Source organism: Wolbachia pipientis (genome assembly GCA_023052945.1).
Lineage (GTDB): Bacteria > Pseudomonadota > Alphaproteobacteria > Rickettsiales > Anaplasmataceae > Wolbachia.
In genome coordinates, this window is record CP095495.1 from 1,121,699 (window position 1) to 1,144,286 (window position 22,588).

The 22,588-nt window shown below is 34.3% G+C and carries 25 protein-coding genes and 6 pseudogenes; 21 read left to right on the forward strand and 10 right to left on the reverse strand.

Annotation, left to right across the window (positions count from 1 at the left end; translation table 11 throughout):
• Positions 1–76 precede the first annotated feature (76 nt).
• Positions 77–118, forward strand: a pseudogene (locus MWH06_05370) (hypothetical protein).
• Positions 119–601: a tetratricopeptide repeat protein gene (locus MWH06_05375; GenBank protein ID UPA54717.1), complete on the forward strand. Its 483-nt coding sequence runs from the start codon at positions 119–121 to the stop codon at positions 599–601.
• On the opposite strand, the gene MWH06_05380 is transcribed toward MWH06_05375, so the two are convergent.
• Complete coding sequence (locus tag MWH06_05380) at positions 598–1,413, reverse strand: transposase (GenBank protein ID UPA54718.1); 816 nt, start codon at positions 1,411–1,413, stop codon at positions 598–600. The two genes, MWH06_05375 and MWH06_05380, sit on opposite strands and share 4 nt — an antisense overlap.
• Before the next feature lie 110 nt (positions 1,414–1,523).
• On the opposite strand from MWH06_05380, the pseudogene MWH06_05385 reads away from it, so the two are divergent.
• From MWH06_05385 to MWH06_05400, 4 genes and pseudogenes are all read left to right on the forward strand, one after another.
• A pseudogene (locus MWH06_05385) lies at positions 1,524–1,576 on the forward strand (hypothetical protein).
• Positions 1,577–1,580: 4 nt separating this feature from the next.
• Positions 1,581–1,850, forward strand: a complete 270-nt coding sequence (locus MWH06_05390) for a tetratricopeptide repeat protein (protein ID UPA54719.1) — start codon at positions 1,581–1,583, stop codon at positions 1,848–1,850.
• A complete protein-coding gene (locus MWH06_05395; protein UPA54720.1) occupies positions 1,832–2,014 on the forward strand; it encodes a tetratricopeptide repeat protein in 183 nt (60 codons plus the stop codon). The genes MWH06_05390 and MWH06_05395 overlap by 19 nt, the downstream gene beginning before the upstream one ends.
• A complete protein-coding gene (locus MWH06_05400) occupies positions 1,983–2,306 on the forward strand; it encodes a hypothetical protein (protein UPA54721.1) in 324 nt (107 codons plus the stop codon). Before MWH06_05395 ends, MWH06_05400 begins: the two co-directional genes overlap by 32 nt.
• 38 nt (positions 2,307–2,344) lie before the next feature.
• On the opposite strand, the pseudogene MWH06_05405 reads toward MWH06_05400, so the two are convergent.
• Positions 2,345–3,313: pseudogene (locus MWH06_05405) on the reverse strand (IS4 family transposase).
• A 101-nt stretch (positions 3,314–3,414) separates the two neighbouring features.
• Between MWH06_05405 and MWH06_05410 the strand changes: the two are divergent.
• On the forward strand, positions 3,415–4,743 hold the full coding sequence (locus tag MWH06_05410) for an IS4 family transposase (protein ID UPA54722.1): 1,329 nt from the start codon (positions 3,415–3,417) through the stop codon (positions 4,741–4,743).
• A gap of 67 nt (positions 4,744–4,810) precedes the next feature.
• On the opposite strand, the gene odhB is transcribed toward MWH06_05410, so the two are convergent.
• Entirely contained in the window at positions 4,811–5,983 is a 1,173-nt protein-coding gene (gene odhB, locus MWH06_05415) for a 2-oxoglutarate dehydrogenase complex dihydrolipoyllysine-residue succinyltransferase (GenBank protein UPA54723.1), read from the reverse strand.
• A 262-nt stretch (positions 5,984–6,245) separates the two neighbouring features.
• Between odhB and MWH06_05420 the strand changes: the two genes are divergently transcribed.
• Positions 6,246–6,953: a pyridoxine 5'-phosphate synthase gene (locus MWH06_05420; protein ID UPA54724.1), complete on the forward strand. Its 708-nt coding sequence runs from the start codon at positions 6,246–6,248 to the stop codon at positions 6,951–6,953.
• Here MWH06_05420 and MWH06_05425 read toward each other — a convergent pair.
• The 3 genes from MWH06_05425 to rplM all read right to left on the reverse strand — a co-directional run bounded on the left by MWH06_05425 (position 6,946) and on the right by rplM (position 8,328).
• Entirely contained in the window at positions 6,946–7,257 is a 312-nt protein-coding gene (locus MWH06_05425) for an HU family DNA-binding protein (GenBank protein UPA54725.1), read from the reverse strand. The genes MWH06_05420 and MWH06_05425 overlap by 8 nt on opposite strands.
• Positions 7,258–7,403: 146 nt before the next feature.
• Positions 7,404–7,859: a 30S ribosomal protein S9 gene (gene rpsI, locus MWH06_05430; protein UPA54726.1), complete on the reverse strand. Its 456-nt coding sequence runs from the start codon at positions 7,857–7,859 to the stop codon at positions 7,404–7,406.
• A gap of 10 nt (positions 7,860–7,869) precedes the next feature.
• Positions 7,870–8,328 (reverse strand): 50S ribosomal protein L13, encoded by a 459-nt coding sequence (gene rplM, locus MWH06_05435; protein UPA54727.1) that lies wholly within the window; start codon positions 8,326–8,328, stop codon positions 7,870–7,872.
• Between the two features lie 132 nt (positions 8,329–8,460).
• On the opposite strand from rplM, the pseudogene MWH06_05440 reads away from it, so the two are divergent.
• From MWH06_05440 to MWH06_05485, 10 genes and pseudogenes are all read left to right on the forward strand, one after another.
• A pseudogene (locus MWH06_05440) lies at positions 8,461–9,683 on the forward strand (TolC family protein).
• A gap of 19 nt (positions 9,684–9,702) precedes the next feature.
• Positions 9,703–10,278, forward strand: coding sequence for a DUF2497 domain-containing protein (locus MWH06_05445; GenBank protein ID UPA54728.1), 576 nt, complete (start codon positions 9,703–9,705; stop codon positions 10,276–10,278).
• 76 nt (positions 10,279–10,354) lie between these two features.
• Positions 10,355–10,933 (forward strand): RlmE family RNA methyltransferase, encoded by a 579-nt coding sequence (locus tag MWH06_05450; protein ID UPA54729.1) that lies wholly within the window; start codon positions 10,355–10,357, stop codon positions 10,931–10,933.
• Between the two features lie 794 nt (positions 10,934–11,727).
• Positions 11,728–13,248 (forward strand): ankyrin repeat domain-containing protein, encoded by a 1,521-nt coding sequence (locus MWH06_05455; GenBank protein ID UPA54730.1) that lies wholly within the window; start codon positions 11,728–11,730, stop codon positions 13,246–13,248.
• Between the two features lie 74 nt (positions 13,249–13,322).
• Positions 13,323–13,607: pseudogene (locus MWH06_05460) on the forward strand (helix-turn-helix domain-containing protein).
• Positions 13,608–13,681: 74 nt separating this feature from the next.
• Entirely contained in the window at positions 13,682–13,942 is a 261-nt protein-coding gene (locus tag MWH06_05465) for a transposase (GenBank protein UPA54731.1), read from the forward strand.
• A 14-nt stretch (positions 13,943–13,956) separates the two neighbouring features.
• A complete protein-coding gene (locus tag MWH06_05470; protein ID UPA55761.1) occupies positions 13,957–14,838 on the forward strand; it encodes an IS3 family transposase in 882 nt (293 codons plus the stop codon).
• Positions 14,839–14,877: 39 nt separating this feature from the next.
• Positions 14,878–15,090: pseudogene (locus tag MWH06_05475) on the forward strand (IS5/IS1182 family transposase).
• Between the two features lie 107 nt (positions 15,091–15,197).
• Positions 15,198–15,848: an ankyrin repeat domain-containing protein gene (locus tag MWH06_05480; protein UPA54732.1), complete on the forward strand. Its 651-nt coding sequence runs from the start codon at positions 15,198–15,200 to the stop codon at positions 15,846–15,848.
• Positions 15,849–15,949: 101 nt separating this feature from the next.
• The gene (locus MWH06_05485; protein UPA54733.1) at positions 15,950–17,092 is read left to right on the forward strand and encodes a hypothetical protein; all 1,143 of its coding nucleotides are present in this window, start codon (positions 15,950–15,952) and stop codon (positions 17,090–17,092) included.
• Positions 17,093–17,131: 39 nt separating this feature from the next.
• Here MWH06_05485 and MWH06_05490 read toward each other — a convergent pair whose 3' ends face one another.
• Both MWH06_05490 and MWH06_05495 read right to left on the reverse strand, forming a co-directional pair.
• The gene (locus MWH06_05490) at positions 17,132–18,013 is read right to left on the reverse strand and encodes an IS3 family transposase (GenBank protein ID UPA55762.1); all 882 of its coding nucleotides are present in this window, start codon (positions 18,011–18,013) and stop codon (positions 17,132–17,134) included.
• 14 nt (positions 18,014–18,027) lie between these two features.
• On the reverse strand, positions 18,028–18,288 hold the full coding sequence (locus MWH06_05495; protein ID UPA54734.1) for a transposase: 261 nt from the start codon (positions 18,286–18,288) through the stop codon (positions 18,028–18,030).
• Positions 18,289–18,432: 144 nt separating this feature from the next.
• Between MWH06_05495 and MWH06_05500 the strand changes: the two genes are divergently transcribed.
• Positions 18,433–18,789: a hypothetical protein gene (locus tag MWH06_05500; GenBank protein UPA54735.1), complete on the forward strand. Its 357-nt coding sequence runs from the start codon at positions 18,433–18,435 to the stop codon at positions 18,787–18,789.
• Here the strand turns inward: MWH06_05500 and MWH06_05505 are convergent.
• Positions 18,778–19,704 (reverse strand): Rpn family recombination-promoting nuclease/putative transposase, encoded by a 927-nt coding sequence (locus MWH06_05505; GenBank protein UPA54736.1) that lies wholly within the window; start codon positions 19,702–19,704, stop codon positions 18,778–18,780. The genes MWH06_05500 and MWH06_05505 overlap by 12 nt on opposite strands.
• Positions 19,705–20,089: 385 nt before the next feature.
• Between MWH06_05505 and MWH06_05510 the strand changes: the two genes are divergently transcribed.
• Entirely contained in the window at positions 20,090–21,031 is a 942-nt protein-coding gene (locus MWH06_05510; GenBank protein ID UPA54737.1) for a helix-turn-helix transcriptional regulator, read from the forward strand.
• A gap of 215 nt (positions 21,032–21,246) precedes the next feature.
• On the forward strand, positions 21,247–21,468 hold the full coding sequence (locus tag MWH06_05515; GenBank protein ID UPA54738.1) for a hypothetical protein: 222 nt from the start codon (positions 21,247–21,249) through the stop codon (positions 21,466–21,468).
• Between the two features lie 15 nt (positions 21,469–21,483).
• Here MWH06_05515 and MWH06_05520 read toward each other — a convergent pair whose 3' ends face one another.
• Positions 21,484–22,572 (reverse strand): IS481 family transposase, encoded by a 1,089-nt coding sequence (locus MWH06_05520; GenBank protein UPA54739.1) that lies wholly within the window; start codon positions 22,570–22,572, stop codon positions 21,484–21,486.
• Positions 22,573–22,588: the final 16 nt, after the last annotated feature.

The window sequence follows — 22,588 nt, forward strand, 5'->3', positions numbered from 1 at the left end:
ATTATTTTATAACTTACTTTTTTAAAGTGTCAGATCAAGTCTTATTTAATACACTATAGTACTAGGAAACCTAGGTATCGCTTATGGCGCTTTAGGTAATCCTAGAAAACAAAAGGAATTGCTTGAACAGGCTTTACCTATTCTTGAGAAACATTATGGTTCTGATCATTTTACAGTTGCTATAATACTAGGAGATCTCGGCAATGCTTATGGTGCTTTAGGTAATTCCCAGAAACAAAAGGCGTTGCTTGAACGGGCTTTACCTATTCTTAAGAAACATTATGGCTCTAATCACTTTGAAGTTGCTAAACTACTGACAAATCTAGGTAACATTTATGGTGCTTTAGGTAATCCCCGGAAACAAAAGGCGTTGCTTGAACGGGCTTTACCTATTCTTAAGAAACATTATAGCCATGATCATTTTGAAATTGCTAGCATACTAGTAAGTCTTGGTACTGCTTATAGGGTTTCAGGTAATCCCCAGAAAGCAAAAGAGTTGCTTGAACAAGCTTTAGCAATTCTTGAGAAACATCATGAGACCTGCTGCGAATCAAGCGATAAAAAAAAGGAAAGGAGGGTGACTAAAATCAAGGTTAACTAAAAGGCGTGCTTAAGATTTACAATACCAGCAATAATATTGAACCTCAGGTTATATTTTTTCTGAAAATTGCGATAAACATTCGACATAATCTTAAATATCTTTATCTCTCGGATCTTGTTTTCTACTCTCATTCTAAATGATGCTAATCTTCTATTATGCTCTGGAGTTAATGGCTTTTTACGATACTTTTTATATGGAATTATAACATTGCTTTGCAATTTTTGCCAACCTTGATATCCAGAATCGGCATGTTTTATGCTATCAAGTGGTAAATATTTTTCTTGTTTCCTTATGCGGAAATCACTAATTCTACCACGGTATGACTTTGACACTGATAAAATTCTTCCTCCTTCTTCGATAATAATCTCAGTTTTCATAGTGTTGGTTCTTTTTTTTCCTGAATATGATTTCTTCCGTTTTTTACTATCTTCTGGTCTCTGTATTTGCTGTTCTGTAACATCAGCCAAAATCTTCAGTATTTTTTCTGGCGTCATACTTCTATCTTTTGTTATAGTCACTTTTTTGGCGAGTAATGGCTCTATTCTCTTAAGTAACCTACATACATTTGCGTTGTGTACATTGAATAGGCATCCTAAAAATCTATGTGTTATGTAAGTGCGATAGTACAAAATTACGCAAAACAACTTATCTTCCAGAGTTGGTAGTTTTGATCTTCTACCATGACACTTTTTCTGTTTTTCGCATCCAGACCTCACTTTTTCCACTACTTTTTCGAACTCCTCTATAGTTAAACCTGTTATATTACGAAAGTTTCTTGGGTATTTTTTCATATTATAGTAACTAAAGCTCATTTTTTTCCTTACTTGATCTGCTTATTCTTCTTCTACCTCTCTCACATCATTTTTTCAATCACCTTTTTCAGCAGGTCTATGGACCTGACCACTTTGAAGTTGCTAGAACACTGACAAATCTTGGTAACGCTTATTACGCTTTAGGTAATCCTCAGAAAGCAAAAGAGTTGCTTGAACAGGCTTCAGTAATTCAGGAGAAACACTATGGTCCTGATCACTTTGAAGTTGCCAGAACACTGGCAAATCTTGGTATCGCTTATGATGCTTTAGGTAATCCCCAGAAAGCAAAAAAGCTGCTTGAATGGGCTTTACCTATTCTTGAGAAATATTATGGATCTGATCACTTGACAGTTGCTATAATATTAGAAAACCTTGGTATCGTTTATGGTGCTTTGGGTGACTGTAAGAAAAAAAGGAGTTGTTTGAACAAGCTTTAACAATTAAAGAAAAACATTATGGCTCCGATCACTTTCAAGTTGCTAGAACGCTGACAAACCTCGGTATTACTTATGGGGATTTAGGTAATCATAAGAAAAAAAAGGAGTTGCTTGAACGGGCCTTATTTATCCTTGAAAAACATTGTGACTCGGATCATTTTTGAAGTTATCATTCAATTATTGGCAGAACTAAGTATTAATCATGGTGCCTTAGGTGATGATCATAAAAAGAAGCAACTTGAACAGGCTTTTTTATCTAATGTTAAAAGACATTACGGCTATAATCATTTTCAAGCTGCCATAACAATAGTAAACCTTATTAACACTTATGGTGCTCTAGGTGACCGTAAGAAACAAAAGGAGTTGATTACACGAACCTTATCCATCTTTAAGAAACATCGCGACTCGAATCACCCGGAAGTTGCTAAACTGCTGGCAGAACTAGATGATATTTAGGCTTTAGTGGGAGTGTTAAATAAACCATACGCGTCAAGTTAAGAAGTTGTAAGCAAGTTTAGGGAAGTTAAAGTAGATAACCTGGTCTTCCTATACCTGTCCTTTATAGAAAATTGTGACCAGTCTGTGGTAAGTTTTTTCAGAAAAATTCTCAAGTTATTAATTTTACTATTTAACGCTAAAAACAACTCCCTAATCCTTCTTTTTAGTTCAATGAAGGCCTTTGTTAAACTCAGCTCTGTATTCTCTTTCAGCTTTGTACAGCCAAATATTCCATGAAATATAAGAATTGCACACAATTTAGCATATAGCCCACATAATACTCTGTATGACTTTCCTTTAAGTTCATCAAGCCTGATGTGACTCTTATACAATTTAAATAATAATTCAATCTGCCACCTTACTCTGTAAATTGTTAAGACCTGCTCAGCGCTAATTTTACTTTCTGGAACATTAGTTATGAATATCGACCAATCCAGCAATTTTTGATTCTTTTGAGAAGATGTGTATCCATGTGACTTTGCTAACTTATTAGCCCTTCTTCTTCTGATTATAGACTGTTCTTCAGTTAATTTTTGACATATAATTCTGGCTTTAATTTTTACTTCTTTCCCTAATAGCACTTCCCTTTCTAGAAAGGATTGACCTTCTAAACATTCCAATAACTCTATTTTTTGATTTGTTTCGATGTCATATGTGTTTGTATCAGATTTATAACGGCTAACAAAATAAGCTCCAGCTTCATCAATTTGTTTAAAAGAAGCTGGCACGAAGTAGCCCAGGTCTGATATTAACAGATCATTAGTTGATATATTGCTTAAATGGCTTCTATAGCCCTGATCTGACCTTATTCCTTCCGTAAGATTAAGTTGATCCAGCGTCTGGTTTAAGTAGTCAAAAAGTATCTGTAATTTTATTCTAGACTTAGCATTGCTTTCATAATCACTATAGCTAGTGCCGTATCCTTTGTACATATTTTCCATGTTATTAGGCAAGCTAATGTAGCTACCATACGCGTCAAGTTAAGGAAAAGTGAGAGGAAAATTAGCAGAGAGAAGGAAAAATAGGGTATAAGTTCTCTTGGATAGCTTAATAGAGAGAACTTACAATGGACAGAATAGCGTGCTTGTCAAAAAAACTCAAAGAATTCTTCAATGAAAAGGCAGATGAAATATCAGATGAGGTAGGTTTTATAAAAAGGAAAAGAAAGCTTAGAGGATCGTCGTTTATAAAAGCAATAGTTTTTGGTAATATAGGAGTTGATAATTGCAGCATAGAAACGATGTGTCAGTTACTCAACGAAGACTCAATAAAAATAACAAAACAGGGTTTAGATTGGAGATTTGCTGAAGAAGCAGTAGAATTTATGAGAAGAATGTATAATGAATCCTTATTAATATTTAGGAATAGCTTACAAATTGATTGTAAAATTTTAAAGCAATTCAAAAGCGTCAAATTATTGGACAGTAGCTACATTAGCTTGCCTAATAATATGGAAAATATGTACAAAGGATACGGCACTAGCTATAGTGATTATGAAAGCAATGCTAAGTCTAGAATAAAATTACAGATACTTTTTGACTACTTAAACCAGACGCTGGATCAACTTAATCTTACGGAAGGAATAAGGTCAGATCAGGGCTATAGAAGCCATTTAAGCAATATATCAACTAATGATCTGTTAATATCAGACCTGGGCTACTTCGTGCCAGCTTCTTTTAAACAAATTGATGAAGCTGGAGCTTATTTTGTTAGCCGTTATAAATCTGATACAAACACATATGACATCGAAACAAATCAAAAAATAGAGTTATTGGAATGTTTAGAAGGTCAATCCTTTCTAGAAAGGGAAGTGCTATTAGGGAAAGAAGTAAAAATTAAAGCCAGAATTATATGTCAAAAATTAACTGAAGAACAGTCTATAATCAGAAGAAGAAGGGCTAATAAGTTAGCAAAGTCACATGGATACACATCTTCTCAAAAGAATCAAAAATTGCTGGATTGGTCGATATTCATAACTAATGTTCCAGAAAGTAAAATTAGCGCTGAGCAGGTCTTAACAATTTACAGAGTAAGGTGGCAGATTGAATTATTATTTAAATTGTATAAGAGTCACATCAGGCTTGATGAACTTAAAGGAAAGTCATACAGAGTATTATGTGGGCTATATGCTAAATTGTGTGCAATTCTTATATTTCATGGAATATTTGGCTGTACAAAGCTGAAAGAGAATACAGAGCTGAGTTTAACAAAGGCCTTCATTGAACTAAAAAGAAGGATTAGGGAGTTGTTTTTAGCGTTAAATAGTAAAATTAATAACCTGAGAATTTTTCTGAAAAAACTTACCACAGACTGGTCACAATTTTCTATAAAGGACAGGTATAGGAAGACCAGGTTATCTACTTTAACTTCCCTAAACTTGCTTACAACTTCTTAACTTGACGCGTATGGTTTATTTAACACTCCCCTTTTAGCAACACTAGATTAACAATAACTCATTTGAGCTACACTTCCAAAACTAATCTATTTGGATCTTCTATATAATTTTTTATTTTAACGAGGAAAGTTACTGCTCCTTTGCCATCAACTATTCTGTGGTCGTAGGAGAGGGCAATGTACATCATAGGTCTGATTTCCACTATATTACCTACAGCAACTGGCCTGTTTTGTATTGAATGCATTCCAAGTATTCCAGATTGCGGAGGGTTTATTATCGGGGTGGAAAGGAGCGAGCCATATACTCCGCCGTTTGAGATAGTAAATGTTGCACCTTCCATTTCTGATACTTGTAATTTACCCTCGCGAGCTTTTTTGCCAAGAGCAACTAAAGTCACCTCAATTTCTGCAAATGACATCTGATCGGCACTCCGAATAACTGGCACAACAAGGCCTTTGTCAGTGCCAACAGCAACACCTATGTCATAGTAATGTTTATATATGATTTCATCGCCTGAGATCTCAGCGTTAATTTCAGGGATCTCTTTCAGTGCTTGCACCGCTGCCTTTATAAAAAACGACATAAAACCAAGTTTTATTCCATATTTTTTTTCAAAAGTGTCCTTATATTTTGCTCTTAGATCCATGACATTTTTCATGTCAATTTCATTGAATGTGGTCAGTATTGCAGCAGTATTTTGCGACGCCTTCAAACGAGCGGCAATTACTTGCCTTATTTTGCTCATTTTTACTCGTTCCTCTCTTTGCTCTCCACTTACTATACTTTTTGGCAATTCATATTGTTTTATTGCAGGCTGTTCAGCTTTGTTCATGTGGCCTATCACATCTGCCTTTGTTACTCTGCCTCCCATGCCAGTTCCTTTGACACTTTCTGCATTAATTGCATCTTCTTCCATAATTTTCCGAGCTGATGGAGCATCTTTTTTAGCAGAACTTTCGCTTTTATCTTCTTTTCTCGCTTCCTCTTTTACTTCCCCCACAGAAAGCTTCGCTAACAATTGATCAGGACTTATCACATCATCTTCCTTTACAAGAAATTCAGTTATTTGCCCTGAAGCTTCTGCAGTTAATTCGAGTGCTGTTTTGTCAGTCTCAATTTCAAAGATCAAGTCATCTACTTTTACTGCTTCTCCAATACTTTTCTTTATTTTTACTATACCTTCCGTAACTGACTCACCACCAAGAGTCTTTGGCGCTCTGATTTCTATAATTTTGCTCATAAAACAATTTCCGTATAAAACTTTCTATAGATTTATACATGAAAAGAGACATGTAATAAACTAATAAATTCATTGAGGCTCTTATCATTTAGAAGTGACAAACGGATAACATACTCCCAAATGTCATTCCAGCGCGTGATGCCAGGCCATCTTGACACATTTCGCCAACCCCGTCTCTCGGCTATGGTATTGCTAATCAAACAATGACTATGCAAAAGACCTAATAACATGTATAATCCATAAATAATTTTTGAGGTAGATTGTGAAACTAGGTGTTAATATTGATCACGTCGCAACCCTCCGCAACGCACGCGGAACTTCCTACCCGGATCTATTGAAAGCAGCAGAAGTAGCCATTGACGCTGGAGCAGACTTTATTACTGTACACTTACGAGAAGATAGAAGGCATATTAGAGATGAAGATGTATTTAACCTAAAAAAAAGCATTAGCACTGAGCTAAATCTTGAAATTGCAGCCACGGAAGAAATGCTTGAAATAGCAAAAAAGGTAAAACCCTATTCGATTAGTATAGTACCAGAAAAAAGAGAAGAATTAACAACCGAAGGTGGCCTAGATATCATTAATATGCACAGCAAACTTTCTAGTATAATAGAGGAAATGCATAGCTCTAGCATAAAAGTCTCACTGTTTATCGATCCAAATATTAATCAACTAAAATATCTTGAGAAGCTAGAGATAAAACCTGACATAATAGAAATTCACACAGGAGATTACTGTGATAATCCATCAGAGAAAAAGTTACAGTTAATTACTAATGCTGCAGAGTACGTCAATAAATTAGGAGTAGAATGCCACGCAGGACATGGCATAACTTATAAACACGCTAAGAAAATGACAAGAGTACCTCACATCTCAGCTCTTAACATAGGCCACTATTTAATTAGCGAAGCTGTATCTTACGGCTTACACAGCGTAGTAAAAACAATGAAAATGACAATGTCTAACTAGCTGCTGCTTTTTCCTTCTCATTTAAAATACTTAAAAGAGTTTGGCTTGCTTTAAATTTTACCCTTGTCTTTTCAGGAACAGTCATGATCTCACCATTTTGAGGGTTACGACATTGTTTTTCCTGACTGATAGCAGTAGAAAATGTTCCTATTCCATGCAAACGTATTTCACCTTTCCCATGCAGCTCATCCTTTATTATTTTAATAAACGCATCATGAATCTTGCTCAAATCAGATTTTGTTATATCTATATTCTGATCAGAACAATCTTCCTTTAATTGTTTTATTATATCTTCTTTACTCATAAATTACCTTAATATTGAAAAAATCACACAAATAGCATATTATGTTGACACCGATAGTCAACTAAATTCATCACAAAAATAGAGAGTATCATACACTTTTGCAAATATTTGTATAATACTTACAAAAAAACACCACTATAAAATCACTATCTCTTAGAAAATTGACACTTTTTCCGAGCTTTATGTTGACCATATTTCTTACGTTCAACAACACGTGAATCTCTAGTTAAGAACTCACCATTACGTAATATAGAATGCAAATCTTGGCTTACGCTACTTAAAGCTCTGCTTATTCCATGAGCTAGAGCACCTGCTTGACCAGATAGCCCTCCACCTTTTACAGTTGCAAATACATCATATTTGTCTAACGTAGAAGTTGCTATAAATGGCATTTTCACTATTTGGCACACCGATTCTCTTTTAAAATAAGAAATTAGATCGCCTTTTTTATTAACACTAAATTTTCCACTTCCCGGCTTTATCCATACTCTTGCTGCAGATTCTTTTCTTCGGCCTGTAGCATATAAACGACCAAGCGAATCAACTGCTGATTTAATTGTCTTTTCTGACCAGTCATTATTATTTATTGTAGAACTCTTCATTTTTACTCCATTACTTTTTATTTTTACGATTCAAAGAGGCAAAATCTATCTTTTCAGGTTGCTGCCCTTGATGCTTATGCTCTGAACCAGAATAAACATACAAATTTTCAAAGCGTCTACGTGCCATAGGGCCATCATCAAGCATCCTTTTCACTGCCATTTTTATTACACGCTCAGGAAATTTGCCATTTAAAATATTATCTGGAGTAGTTTTCTTCAAACCACCAGAATAACCTGTATGCTTATAGTAAATTTTATCTTTAAGCTTCTTCCCGGTAAAATGCACCTTTTCTGCGTTGATAATAATTACATTATCGCCACAATCCATATGAGGTGTATACTCAGGTTTATGCTTTCCACGCAACAGTGTCGCTACAAATGCTGCAAGCCTTCCTACCACTAATCCTTCTGCATCTATGACAAACCATTTTTTGTTGATTTGTTTCTCTTTTAAGAAAAAAGTTTTCATTGTAATTTAACTAAACAATAGTAAGCTACTATATACTTAATTTCTCAATAGTGTCAACAATATTAGTTATTGATTATTAAAGTAATTTATGTTAGTAATTGAGCTGCGCAACCAATATGCACAGGAAGTAGAATGTTTCGATTGATTATTACACTTGCGATCATTTTTGGTACTATAAGTTGCTATGCAACCGATGTGGGAGAAGTTATAAGCAAAGCGATCAAAAATAGCTCAAAAATAAAGTCTCAATTTTACCAATATAAAAGCGAAGAAAAACGCTATAAATCTTCTGGGTTGGCTGGGTTTCTACCTGACATTAGTTTGCGGTACGACTTCGATAGCAATTCTAATCTTTTTAATCCATCTGGAAGACGCCTGGAGTTAAGCCAAAGGATAATAGATGGCGGCGGCACCTTTGCCACATTTAGTAAATTCAGTCATCTTCTCAAAGCGGAAAAAATGCGGTTTCAGCGGTCGAAGCAAGAAGTTGCACTAAATGCTGTGAGAGCATATGTTGATGTTCTACAAAAGACAGAAATGTTAAAGCTCAGGGAACATAAAGAACGCGTTTCTTTGGAACATTTATCAGCTATGAAAAAACGCTTTTTCCTTGGAGAAGTTACTAACGCTGAAGTTTTGCTAGCAAAAGCAAAATTTTCGTCTTCTATATCCGAAAGAGTTGATGCTGAAGGTAAATTAAAGTTGGCAAATATTGCTTATTATCATTTGATTGGCGAAGATGCTGATGACCTTTCTGAAGCTAATGATAAACTACCTTCTGTTCCAGAACTAAATGAATGTTTACAGTTAGCAAAAACCAATAATTTATCTCTAAAAGCAGCAGTTTATAAAAAAAGAGCAGCCGGAATGGAAGTGATCGCTGAAAGCTCCAAGTGGCTTCCTTCTTTAAATCTAATAGCAAGAAAAAATTTGGGGGGGATATGAAATTAGACAAGCTATTAGAAAATGTCAGTGTTGTTTTTACTCTTGATGTTCCAATCTTTAAAAGAGGAGTGAATGCTTTTGGTGTCAGTAAAGCTAAAATGGATGCAAAAAAATCTACCTACGATTATTATGAAACGGTAAAAAATATAGAACAAGCAGTTGTAAATGCTTGGAATAATGTGTTGACAGCAAAGGCCATTATCAAAGCAAGTCAAGAAGCGGAAAAAGCAGCAGCTTTAGCATTGGAAGGAGTTGAGCGAGAGGTAAACTTAAGTTTAAAGAGTACATCTGACCTTTTGGACACTGAAGATGCATTATTTAAAGCACGTTCAGACTTAGTTGAAGCAAAAAGCAATTATGTGATTAGTGTTTATAATTTGCTTTTTATAATAAATAGTATAAATCTCTAAATTTAATGGTATTAGCACTATGCATGATGAACAAGGCAATCAATCTGTAAAAGATATTCTAGAAGATATAAAAAAAGCTATATCGGGTAAAAACGCAAGTAACGATAAAGCAGAAATAAAGGATGAAAATGATGATGTGCTATGCCTTGAAGAAGAGTACCTAGAAGACATGGAAGAAGATGGCAAAAAAGAAAATAGTGAAAAAGAGGACATTGATAATGATGACCAAAGTAAGGAAATGGCTTGCAACAATAACCAATTTAATGGCCATAGCTACAATTCAGAAGAAAAAAAAGATATTTATTTGTACGATAATATCCAAATGAGTAATAACAAAACGAGTAATAGCGGCTTACAAGCGCAAAATAATGATCATCTAGTTTTAAAAGAGAATATGGAGGAGATCAAAGCGCTGCTTGGAAAAATGCAAAACGAATTGCAGCATAAACAACAAAAAAGAGCGAATCTTACTGTTGAAGAATTAGTTACATCTCTTTTAAAACCTCAGCTCTCAGAATGGCTGAATAAATATCTACATGCACTGGTAAAAGAAGTAGTTGAAAAAGAGCTCAAAGATATAATCAATAATAAGTAGGGTATTAGCAATAAAAACTAGAGTAAAGACGGCTAGAGGCAAAAAACTATCTTCAACAAGGTGGCTACATCGTCATTTGAATGATCAGTATGTGCGAAAAACTAGCAAGGATGGTTATAGGTCACGCTCAGCATATAAGCTGGTAGAAATGGATAATAAATTTAAATTATTTCAAGAAGGGCAAAAAATTATTGATCTTGGTGCTTCTCCTGGTGGATGGTCACAAGTTGCGTCTCAGAAAGGTGCAAATGTAGTTGCTCTTGACATGAAACCAATGAACGCAATTAATGGAGTAGAGTTTATACAATGCGATATTATCAATGGGCTTGAAATTTTAAGAGAAAAATTCAAGGATCAAAAATTTGATGTAATTTTATCTGACATGGCGCCCGAATCTTGTGGTTTAAAATCGTTGGATCATATCAGAATTATGCTTTTATGTGAGGCAGCACTCAATTTTGCAAAGCATTTCTTGAGTCATGGTGGCACGTTTGTAGTAAAAATTTTCCAAGGAGAATCTGATAAAGATTTTTGTAACGAGCTAAAAAAAATGTTTAAAACAGTAAAATACTTTAAACCAAAGTCAAGTAGATCTGAATCTACAGAAATGTATTTGGTAAGTTTAGGCTTTATTGATAGCAAACCTTCTATATAATCTTAATCCAGGTAGCCCGCAGAAACGAAAAAACTTCCTTGACAAACTTTGCCAACCCCCTTATCATGAAAGTGAAGCTATTTTATTTAACTTCGCAATCTCTGCAGCAGATTAAAATGACAAGAAAACTTGTATTTGGCGTACTATTGTTTAATTTTTTGCACTATGTGCACCGTATGTCTTTATAAAATTTCTAGGTTTTTACCTACATAAGCTGAAACGCGCTTATAAAGCGTTCAAGACATCACCCAACGTCAAATTTTAAAATAGAGAGTGTAATAACTAGCTACCACGGGTTTTCTATGCCTTTTTTTTCTGCCTAGTAAATTTCTTAAATATTAAAGCTAAGGTTAGTTGCCGTTTAAAAGCAGCTAAATTGCAGCGTTTAAGACTTAAAAAACGCCAATACTGAAAATAGACAATGACTAGGGCTTCTTTTGCCTTTTTTTTCGTTTGGTGAATTTCTTAATACTTATAGCTAAACGACAACCGTCATCCCGCTACGTGTTAGCGGGATCTCTTGTTAGCGGATGAGATACCGCGAATGAATCGCGGTATGACGGTCTGCGGCGGAATGACGATAATCTTGTCATCCCGCTGCTTGTTAGCGGGATCTAGAGATACCGCGGCAGTATGACGTAGGACTGCTGTGATACCATTATAGAGCAAACCAGTGTCAGCTACTTGCATAGAAAATGTTTATGACTAATTTTTAGATCAAATATAGGATTTAGGTAAATTTAACTTTTTTGTGGGATTGTTCAGCAATAATAAATAAATTAGGTGTAAAGGTTATGCCAATAGAAAAGGAAGAGTTTTTTGAAATAATATGCAATGTGAGTGAGAGTAAAGGTTTGAATAAGAATAATTTGCTCCAAAAAATAAAAGGTGAGTTACATCAAAAAGATTATGCAGAATACGACAAGTTTAAACGTAATTTTAGTAAGGAGCATCAATTCAGTATAAAAATTTCAGACAAAATAGAAGATTGGACATTATTACATCTTGCTGCAGCGTGTAACAATTTATTGACAGTAGAACTTCTACTGAAAAAGAAAGCAAGTGTTAAAACTCGAGTCAAAGATGGATCTAATGATGGACCAACTGCTTTGGACATTGCTAAATCTAATGGTAATCAAGAGATAGTTCAGCTTTTATCAGATGCTAACGCAAATCCTAAATTAGAAAAGAATAAAGACAAAACTTCAAGAGATATCATAACGAAAGCGAATGAAATTCCAGAAGATTTAGTTGTGAAGGGAAATAATGCAACTGCTGCACTAGAAAATGGTAATAAACGGACCTCTTTAAATTCTACTGATGAAAGTAGTAACAGTACAGTAGATGAGCAATCATGTGTTAGTGTTAAGAGTAGGATAGAAGAAATTGAGTTACTGAAAAAACCAAATGCTACATATAGTGATAAACGGATTCTTACTGATGAAAGTGATAGTGAGGACAGCGGTCTAGAATTAGGACTTGAGACTGCATCTAATACCTCTTCCCGTTCCGAAATAAATCATGATGGGGCAAATCATGTTGAGGAAAATGTTGATAATCAGACTCTAGAAAACGCACTGCGATCTCAAAAGGAAGAGAATCAATCACTAAAACAACAAATACAAGATCTAAAAAGTAAAAACGCAACGCTTAAGGGTGAATTAGAAAAAACTAAAAAAAACGAAGTACCATTAGAAAAAGCGCAAAAGGAACTAACAGAATTGAGAAGTTATATCACTGGACACGAGACTAAATTGGAAGTACTGGAGGAACTCAATGAAGAGGATCAATCACTAAAACAAAAAATACAAGATCTAGAAAGTAAAAATGCAACGCTTAAGGATAAATTAGACAAAACAGAAACTAAAGCAAAAGCGTTGTTAGAAAAAACGCAAAAGGAACTAGAAGAATCAAAAAGTTGCATAGCTGGACATGAGACTAAGTTGAAACAATTCAATAAAGAGAATGAATCACTAAGACAAGAAATAAAAAATCTGAAAAATGAAAACACAACACTTAAGGGTGCATTAGGCAAAACAAAAACTAAAACAAATGAAGTGTCACTAGAAAAAGTAGAAAAAAGACAATTTTCCCCAAAAGTTGCCTGTGCGAGCCTTGCAGCTATGTTAGCAGTAGGTGCTGCTCTTAGTATTACTTCCGGATTGTCTGCTCTATTAATAGTTGCAGCTTCTGTGGTATCTGCACTGATAGCCGGTGGCATTACATACACAATATCAAAACCCATTGCTCCTGACACTGAATTGAAAGAAGTGGATATTCAAGGTTCAGCACAACATGGTGTTTGTAAAACTTAGCTGTATTAAATAAGACTTGATCTGACACTTTAAAAAAGTAAGTTATAAAATAATAAAAGAAAGGAGTGTTAGAAATGAGTACAATACAAACAAAAATACTAAAACCAAAGCTAGGGTTATTAGAACTAGCAAAACAACTAGGAAATGTATCTCAAGCATGTAAAGTGATGGGATACTCAAGAGATACATTTTATCGATTTAAGGAGTTATATGAAAATGGAGGAGAGGAAGCATTACATGAAATAAGTAAGAAAAAACCGCTATTAGCGAACAGAGTTTCCGATAATATAGAAAGAACAGTGATTGGTATAGCAACAGAATTTCCAGCATATGGGCAAGAAAGAGCTGCAAATGAACTGACCTTACCCAGGAAAAGTGGAGAGAAAGTTGAGACGTTTTTATAGTAAAAAATGTTTTCATAAAGAGGTGCAATATGACAAATGGAAGAGAGTATACAGCAGAGTTCAAAGAAGAAGCTGTAAAACTTTTCAGAGAAAGGGGAGAAACAATTTCACAAATAGCAAGGGATCTAGGTATAAATCCCGGTATATTAGGTAAGTGGATAAAGAAGTATAACGAGAAAAAGTCAGCAGTAAATGCATTTCCGGGCAGGGGTAACGTAGCGCCTTATGATAAAGAGAGATTTGACTTAAAGAGAGAGTTAGCAAGAGTAACAAGGGAAAGAGACATTTAAAAAAAAGCCCTGGGATATTTTGCCAGTCAAAAAGAGTAAAATATCTTTTTATAAAAGAGCATAGCAATTGCTATAAAGTACAAGAATTATGTAGAATTTCTGGTGTATCTGCTAGTGGTTATTACAAATGGCTTGCTAAAAAAATAAGCAATAGGGAATTGGCAAAAAAAGATCTATTAGCAGATATTCAAAAAATACATCAAGTTTCTAAATGCAGATATGGTGCCCCTAAAATTCATGCTGAATTGAAAGCTTTAGGTAAAAATTACAACATCAAAACAGTGCAAAATGTTATGAAAGAAAATGGCATTAAGGCTATACTTAAAAGAAAATTTAAAACCAAGAAACGGCAAACTGACAATAGAGTCATAGTTCCCAATATATTAGATCAAAATTTTATTACCGATCAACCAAATAAAGTGTGGGTGACTGATATTACTTATATAAGAACCAAGAAAGGATGGCTATATTTGGCAGTAGTAATCGATCTATATTCACGTATGGTAGTTGGCTGGTCGATGAGTAGCTCAATAAATAAACAGTTGGTTATTGACTCTTTGTTAATGGCCATTTACAAGCGTAACCATCCCAAGAATCTACTATTACATAGCGATCAAGGTTCACAATATACTTCAAAAAATTACCAAAATCTACTAGCTATAAAGAACATAGTTCCTAGCATGAGTCACAAAGGCTATTGTTACGACAATTCCGTTGTAGAAAGTTTCTTTAGTTCTCTGAAAAGAGAGTTATTAATAAATACTGCTAAGTACTCCAAACAGTCTATTAAAACTGCTATATTTGAATATATAGAAATTTTTTATAACAAACAACGCAGACATTCTACTATTAACTATTGCATCCCTGAGCTTTTTGATTCATCATTCTCTTTGTAAAAACATTCCCAACTTTCTCTCCACTTTTCCTGGGTAAGGTCAGTTATAATTCCATATAAAAAGTATCGTAAAAAGCCATTAACTCCAGAGCATAATAGAAGATTAGCATCATTTAGAATGAGAGTAGAAAACAAGATCCGAGAGATAAAGATATTTAAGATTATGTCGAATGTTTATCGCAATTTTCAGAAAAAATATAACCTGAGGTTCAATATTATTGCTGGTATTGTAAATCTTAAGCACGCCTTTTAGTTAACCTTGATTTTAGTCACCCTCCTTTCCTTTTTTTTATCGCTTGATTCGCAGCAGGTCTTAATATAAAAAACTGGGATAGTTCTGAATCTTACAGAATTTCTACATTGGAATTTGATTTAGGCTTGGATCCAATAGTAATTCGTAGGTTGAATAGGTTTAGCTTATCTAATGTGGAAGAAATACAAACCTTGATTGATAAAGCTTCAGAAAATTATCAAAACAGAGCTGATGGCACAGAAACGGAAAATGATTTTAAGTGTTTAGTGTCAGTTAATGGCTTTGAGAGTGGAAATAAAACATATGAGTGTTTAGGTTTTTCTTCACTACAAGATCAAATTAACTTTACAGAAAAGCTCTGCAGTGTAGAGCAAATTGAGGAATTCAAAAATAAAATGCAAAATAGTGATCAAGTTTTAACGCTACTTAAAAAGTTAAAAGAGGACCTTTTACTGAGTGGTTATGACCAAAATGCAATAGGTCAGTGTAATGAGTTAGTGGTAACTTTAGGATTTAAGCCCTTGATAAGCAAATTAGCTCAGGAAGGTGAATGGAATAAAGTTAAAGCTTTTCTTGATGAGACTGCTAACAGGAGCAGTACCGATATTGAGAATAAAAACAAATGGTCAGAAAGTTGGACTTTGTTACACTATGCTGTTTACAACGGTAATTTGAATCTAGTAAATGGTGTGTTCGACCTTCTGCTAGCCAAAGTTGGTGATATCAATGCTAAAGACAAATGGTATTGGACACCATGACACTATGCTGTTTGTTATAATGAACCTAATATGTCAAGTTTCTTATAGATAAAGGTGCCAACATTGAAGCTAGGAGTAAGAGGAATGAGACACCTCTGTATTTGGCTGTCAAGGAAGATAAGTTAGATGTGGTCAAATCTTTTTTTGGTGAAAATATTGATGGTAACCCATATAAGATGATGAAACTGATTAGAAGTTTAGAGAAGGAAATTATTAGTCGAGCAAATACTCCATCTAATGTAAAAGAATGGTTGGCATCTTATGTAAGTAGTCTGAGAGATTCGATAAAGGGTATAGCAAAAAAAGAGTTAAAGAATGATATGTTAGATGATAGTTATGCTTCAACTACTGAGCTTGCTAATAAGATTTACAAATTTGATGGAAAGTTGTTTGGTGAAATAATCAAAAAAGTTGTGAATGATTTATATAAAGAAATAGATACAGAAGAAGTGTTAAGCTTTATACGTAGCTATAATTTTGCTACACAGAGAATTCAAGGTTATGTAGCTGTGTTTGATAAGATGAAAAGGGAGAACAACCTTAACAATAATGCAGTGTTTAATTTGGCCTTTTATGTGAAGGAAGTTATGGAAGCAGGTGATTACAGTAGTGTCAATTCAGAAAAAAGATCTGAGCTTGAAGAAATAAAAAAAGAATTACCAGAGTCATTGGGGAATCTAGTATTTTCGTCAAAGGTATGTATTAAAAATGTTGAATATGGAAGGTACTTATATTCACCTAATGATTATAAGGATTTCCAATTTGACAGTGAACGGCGGCGTGTGTTTACCTGGCCCTCAAATTTAGGGAATAATAAATTTAAGTGGAAGGTTGAACTTAATGGTGATAGTGTATATCTAAAGAATGTTGAATATGGAAGGTACTTATATTCACCTAATGATTATAAGGATTTCCAATTTGACAGTGAACGGCGGCGTGTGTTTACCTGGCCTTCAAATCTAGGGGGTGATAAATTTAAGTGGAAGGTTGAAAATTGTGGATCTACTCGCGAGATACGTGATATACAACACCATAGGAACTCTTTACAAGAGGAGGAACATCCTGTCTACCTTGAGTCAAGGGAAGTTGATCCAAGGAAAGAATTAAGATATCTTGTCAATGAAGCTGCTAGAAATGGTGAATGGGATATAGTCAATTTTTTCCTTGATAAAACTGCTGAAAGAAGTCCGGATTATATTGTAATCAAAGATCGACTCTCAAAAAGTTGGACTACTTTACACTGACCTTACCCAGGAAAAGTGGAGAGAAAGTTGGGAATGTTTTTACAAAGAGAATGATGAATCAAAAAGCTCAGGGATGCAATAGTTAATAGTAGAATGTCTGCGTTGTTTGTTATAAAAAATTTCTATATATTCAAATATAGCAGTTTTAATAGACTGTTTGGAGTACTTAGCAGTATTTATTAATAACTCTCTTTTCAGAGAACTAAAGAAACTTTCTACAACGGAATTGTCGTAACAATAGCCTTTGTGACTCATGCTAGGAACTATGTTCTTTATAGCTAGTAGATTTTGGTAATTTTTTGAAGTATATTGTGAACCTTGATCGCTATGTAATAGTAGATTCTTGGGATGGTTACGCTTGTAAATGGCCATTAACAAAGAGTCAATAACCAACTGTTTATTTATTGAGCTACTCATCGACCAGCCAACTACCATACGTGAATATAGATCGATTACTACTGCCAAATATAGCCATCCTTTCTTGGTTCTTATATAAGTAATATCAGTCACCCACACTTTATTTGGTTGATCGGTAATAAAATTTTGATCTAATATATTGGGAACTATGACTCTATTGTCAGTTTGCCGTTTCTTGGTTTTAAATTTTCTTTTAAGTATAGCCTTAATGCCATTTTCTTTCATAACATTTTGCACTGTTTTGATGTTGTAATTTTTATCTAAAGCTTTCAATTCAGCATGAATTTTAGGGGCACCATATCTGCATTTAGAAACTTGATGTATTTTTTGAATATCTGCTAATAGATCTTTTTTTGCCAATTCCCTATTGCTTATTTTTTTAGCAAGCCATTTGTAATAACCACTAGCAGATACACCAGAAATTCTACATAATTCTTGTACTTTATAGCAATTGCTATGCTCTTTTATAAAAAGATATTTTACTCTTTTTGACTGGCAAAATATCCCAGGGCTTTTTTTTAAATGTCTCTTTCCCTTGTTACTCTTGCTAACTCTCTCTTTAAGTCAAATCTCTCTTTATCATAAGGCGCTACGTTACCCCTGCCCGGAAATGCATTTACTGCTGACTTTTTCTCGTTATACTTCTTTATCCACTTACCTAATATACCGGGATTTATACCTAGATCCCTTGCTATTTGTGAAATTGTTTCTCCCCTTTCTCTGAAAAGTTTTACAGCTTCTTCTTTGAACTCTGCTGTATACTCTCTTCCATTTGTCATATTGCACCTCTTTATGAAAACATTTTTTACTATAAAAACGTCTCAACTTTCTCTCCACTTTTCCTGGGTAAGGTCAGTAAGAAAATAGTAGAGCAAGCTGCGTCAAAAAGTGGTATATCAATGCACCGGTTAAATATTGATTTTATGGAAATACGAAAAGAGATTACTGGAAAAGTCATGAGTGATAAAATTAATGAGATTTCAGGGGTTTTAAAATCACACGTAGAGAAAGCATTGCCTGGTAGAGAACCGGGAGACCCTGAAAGATTAAGTAAGAAAAATTTTGGTAAGTTTATGACTGAATTTAATAGCAGAATAGATCCAGTAATAGATCAATCAATGCAACAGATATTAAGCAGAGACAATATGTTAAAAGCAAGTAACGTAAAAGAACAACAAATAAGCTTGGAGCCTAGAAGTTATCTAAATAATACCTCTGTTCAAGGTCATTTAATTCAGGATAGGGATTTAAGAAAACAAGGTAAAATTCTAATTCCTTAACTTTTTGATTTCATCGAGGGAAAGGCCGGTAATTTGAGCGATAACATCAATAGAGACACCGGCCTTGAGTGAGTTTTTGGCCACAGCTATTTTAGCCTGTTTTTCGCCCTCTTCCCTACCTTCCTGCTTACCTTCAGCTCTGCCTTTTTCATGTCCGATAAGGATGCCTTCTAGTCTACCTTTAGCAGAAGCATCATCAAGGCGTTGTTCCCAAATAGCAGCTTCTTTCTGTACACTCAAAACTCTTTCTTCGTATGCTGCTAGATCCTTTTCACTCCAACTAAATTTGTCTAATGCATCATATGCTAACTTGATTACTGGGGCTTTCTCTGCAATATCTTTTAGGTCTTCATCTGTAGTATTTTCTGCATACCGAAAAAAGAAAACCCACCTTTCTACTGTGCTCTCTAGTTGCTCTACTCTATTTTTTGTAAATTTAGGCAACTCAATAAAGACGAATTGAAAATCCTTTAGATAATGGCCATTAGTTTTTATCTCTCGTATATTATGAGTGGAAATGTATTCAACCTCTGGAGGAAATAGCGTACTATTAGAAATAGCAATAAAGAATACTTTCTTAAAATCAATGTAACTGCCAGATTGTCTTGAGTAAGCTTTAGCAGCATAAAGTTGGGCACGTTTTTCAAAGCCTTTATCACGAGCGAGTTGCATTTCCGCAATATACCTATTTCCGTATAAATCTTTACAAAGAACATCAACAATGCTTTGTTTATCAGAAGCAATTTCAGGATTCATGATAGTGCTAAGAAACTCAACATCTTGAATTGTGTTAACACCAGTAAACCCTAAGATGTCATTTAAAAAGTGAATAAGGATATTCTTATTTTTCTCAGTGCCAAACACTCGTTTGAAGGACAGGTCAAATTTAGGATCGAGAAATTTCGAAAGAGCCATAGCAAGAATACCTAAAAAGCATTAATAATTATACACAATTCTGAAGAAATATTCAACTTTTTTATATTGAAATCTTGTTTTTTTAAGCTTCGAGAAAAAATGACCTTCAGAGGTAGGCTTAGAATAGCATCCTCTGCTTTAGACGCCTTTTGTACATCTTTTATCAACCCTGCTACCTTAAAAGCCCAGCAAATGGATGCCATGACTTTAGCATCTGTCAAGGACCATTTTTAACGCTTTTTGGTGCAAGAGCTTAATAAAAGTGCGAGCGTAAACCTACCATCGAGCTCTCTCACCTTTCATAATAAAGAGCTTGAAGTCAACATTTTCATGGTAAATTTATGCTCACCTGTGTAATAATGTGTAGTTTATTTCTGTTAGCGGCATGGCAAAACGTACTACTATCTCCATAAGATACGAAATAGCGCAGAATGTAAGAAGCTGGATATTAAAGCGGAAATATACTGTAAAAGATTTAGCAAATAAAACAGGTATAGAATACTATACGCTTCTAAGGTATGTAAAAGGAAAATGTGGCATTCCAACTGAAAGGCTAAAATTGATAGCGGACGCATTATCAATTCCTATTAGAAATCTTTTTAGAAATCTTTTTCCAAGACAAAAAGTACTAAAAGAAAACAGTTGTTTTGACAAAGCTAAGAGCCGGGAAATGTATAATTTCATAGAAAAATACAAAAAAACGGGGGGACACAAAGCAATTTATGCATTAACCAAATCTGTCCGAGCTGAGGAGGAAAGTAACATAAAAGCAGCAAGAATAAGAATTGCAAAGAATCTAGTTAAGGCTGGGTTTGATACTGAGATTATCTATCGAGCAACAGGCTTATCAACTGAAGAATATGCTGATAAAGAGAGATACGAGCCAAACGGAGGACAAGAGATAAAAAAGTGGAGAATAATAAGGGGATATACTCAAGAAGAATTAGCAAAAAAGCTAGATGTAGGACCCTCGCAGGTACATCATTATGAACAAGGTAGTGTTACTCTTTTAAGTGAAAGGTTATGGGAAATAGCAAAAGAATTATCAGTAGATGCTGAAGATCTGATAAAGGAATACAAAGAAAATGATTGCGAAGATGGTGAAACAGAAAATGAATTATTAAGTTGGGCAAGAGAATATAGAAAAATTAACAATCAAGAATCACAAGATGAACTGGATATATGGGTAGAATTTTTATTGCAAAGAAAGCGAATTTACAAAGAAAAGATTGATAAAATAGAGGGAATCAAAGTAGCAAATAATCTACTTATACTAGGTGTTTCTGTTGATGCTATTTCTTCAATAACTGACTTGCCTGCAGAGTAGCCTTAAACGATACTTATTTTTTTTAACACGGATCTATCGCTTAAGGGAATAAACATCTATTAATATCTTTTGTATCTTCATAAAAAAAATAAACAAAAAAAAATCGAAAAAATTGACTTGACTTCCGCCAAAATGGATGGCTTTATGCCAATACTGCTAAAAAAAATAGCAGTAAACATTTAAAAACAATTTATTATTAATGAATGGTATATTTTATGAATAACAAGAATAATAGTGAAAAATTTATAGAAGAAATTGAGAGAGTACTACAAAGCGGAGGAGGAAGTGCTCTATTTGATCGTGAAATAGTGGCAGTACTTCTAGGGGCAGTTCATGACAGGGCCCAAGCTCAAGATGTTACTAAAAATCTAATGGACAATTGCCCAGGAATAGGAGAAATTTTAGGGCGAGAAATCGATGTAAAAGATAAGACTTAATCTGACAGACAAGAATTAACTGACAGAAGAATTGAGGTAGTTAAAACTAATATCAGTCTCTTGTTTAATGCTACTAATATTTTTCTGAAAAGCAATATGTTTGCTATCAAGAAAAGTCTGCATAGGTGTTTTTCCATAGCAGTACTTACCAGAGTGAGGTCTTGTATCATTATAAGAATGCAACCAACAATCAACATCAATCTGTAGATCTTCCAAAGAATTGTAGATTTTCTTTCTAAAGATAATATTGTAACACTCATCTTGCATAGTTCTATGAAATCTTTCACATATGCCATTAGTTTGTGGAGAGTTGGCTTTGGTTCTAGAATGGTCGATATTTTCGATTCCCAAATATAGCTGATAAGCGTGATTTTCTGGCTTGCCACAATATTCCGTACCCCTATCAGTTAGAATGCGTAATAATGGAATTTTCTGCTCATCAAAAAATGGAATAACCCTATCATTGAGAAGATCTTCAGCTGTAATAGCTGTTCTGTCCGTGTAAAGTTTAACCATTGCAACCCTGGAATAAGTGTCAACAAAAGTCTGCTGATAAATTCGCCCTATACCTTTGATATTGCCCACATAATAGGTATCTTGAGAACCCAAATAACCTGGATGTTGCGTCTCAATTTCACCATGAGCTTCCTTTTGTTCTTTCATTTTTTCTAAAGCTGCAAGTTGTTCTTCAGTTAAAATGATTCCGTCTTGAGCTACTTTTGTCTCTAGTGCTTTAAGTCTCTTTTTGAGAGTTTCAAGGTCATTTCTTAGCCATACAGACCTTACTCCTCCCTGAGAAATTATTATACCTCTTTTTCTCAGTTCATTTGCAGCTCTTTCTTGCCCATATGCTGGAAATTCTGTTGCTATACCAATCACTGTTCTTTCTATATTATCGGAAACTCTGTTCGCTAATAGCGGTTTTTTCTTACTTATTTCATGTAATGCTCCCTCTCCTCCATTTTCATATAACTCCTTAAATCGATAAAATGTATCTCTTGAGTATCCCATCACTTTACATGCTTGAGATACATTTCCTAGTTGTTTTGCTAGTTCTAATAACCCTAGCTTTGGTTTTAGTATTTTTGTTTGTATTGTACTCATTTCTAACACTCCTTTC

Excerpts from the sequence above, each read along its gene's own strand:
- rplM (UPA54727.1), bottom strand. The coding sequence starts at position 8,328 with ATGAAAACTTTTTTCTTAAAAGAGAAACAAATCAACAAAAAATGGTTT.
- MWH06_05455 (UPA54730.1), top strand. The coding sequence starts at position 11,728 with ATGCCAATAGAAAAGGAAGAGTTTTTTGAAATAATATGCAATGTGAGT.
- MWH06_05495 (UPA54734.1), bottom strand. The coding sequence starts at position 18,288 with ATGACAAATGGAAGAGAGTATACAGCAGAGTTCAAAGAAGAAGCTGTA.
- MWH06_05380 (UPA54718.1), bottom strand. The coding sequence starts at position 1,413 with ATGAGCTTTAGTTACTATAATATGAAAAAATACCCAAGAAACTTTCGT.
- MWH06_05445 (UPA54728.1), top strand. The coding sequence starts at position 9,703 with ATGCATGATGAACAAGGCAATCAATCTGTAAAAGATATTCTAGAAGAT.
- MWH06_05520 (UPA54739.1), bottom strand. The coding sequence starts at position 22,572 with ATGAGTACAATACAAACAAAAATACTAAAACCAAAGCTAGGGTTATTA.
- MWH06_05465 (UPA54731.1), top strand. The coding sequence starts at position 13,682 with ATGACAAATGGAAGAGAGTATACAGCAGAGTTCAAAGAAGAAGCTGTA.
- MWH06_05510 (UPA54737.1), top strand. The coding sequence starts at position 20,090 with ATGGCAAAACGTACTACTATCTCCATAAGATACGAAATAGCGCAGAAT.
- MWH06_05505 (UPA54736.1), bottom strand. The coding sequence starts at position 19,704 with ATGGCTCTTTCGAAATTTCTCGATCCTAAATTTGACCTGTCCTTCAAA.
- MWH06_05410 (UPA54722.1), top strand. The coding sequence starts at position 3,415 with ATGGACAGAATAGCGTGCTTGTCAAAAAAACTCAAAGAATTCTTCAAT.
- MWH06_05515 (UPA54738.1), top strand. The coding sequence starts at position 21,247 with ATGAATAACAAGAATAATAGTGAAAAATTTATAGAAGAAATTGAGAGA.
- MWH06_05425 (UPA54725.1), bottom strand. The coding sequence starts at position 7,257 with ATGAGTAAAGAAGATATAATAAAACAATTAAAGGAAGATTGTTCTGAT.
- MWH06_05500 (UPA54735.1), top strand. The coding sequence starts at position 18,433 with ATGGAAATACGAAAAGAGATTACTGGAAAAGTCATGAGTGATAAAATT.
- rpsI (UPA54726.1), bottom strand. The coding sequence starts at position 7,859 with ATGAAGAGTTCTACAATAAATAATAATGACTGGTCAGAAAAGACAATT.
- odhB (UPA54723.1), bottom strand. The coding sequence starts at position 5,983 with ATGAGCAAAATTATAGAAATCAGAGCGCCAAAGACTCTTGGTGGTGAG.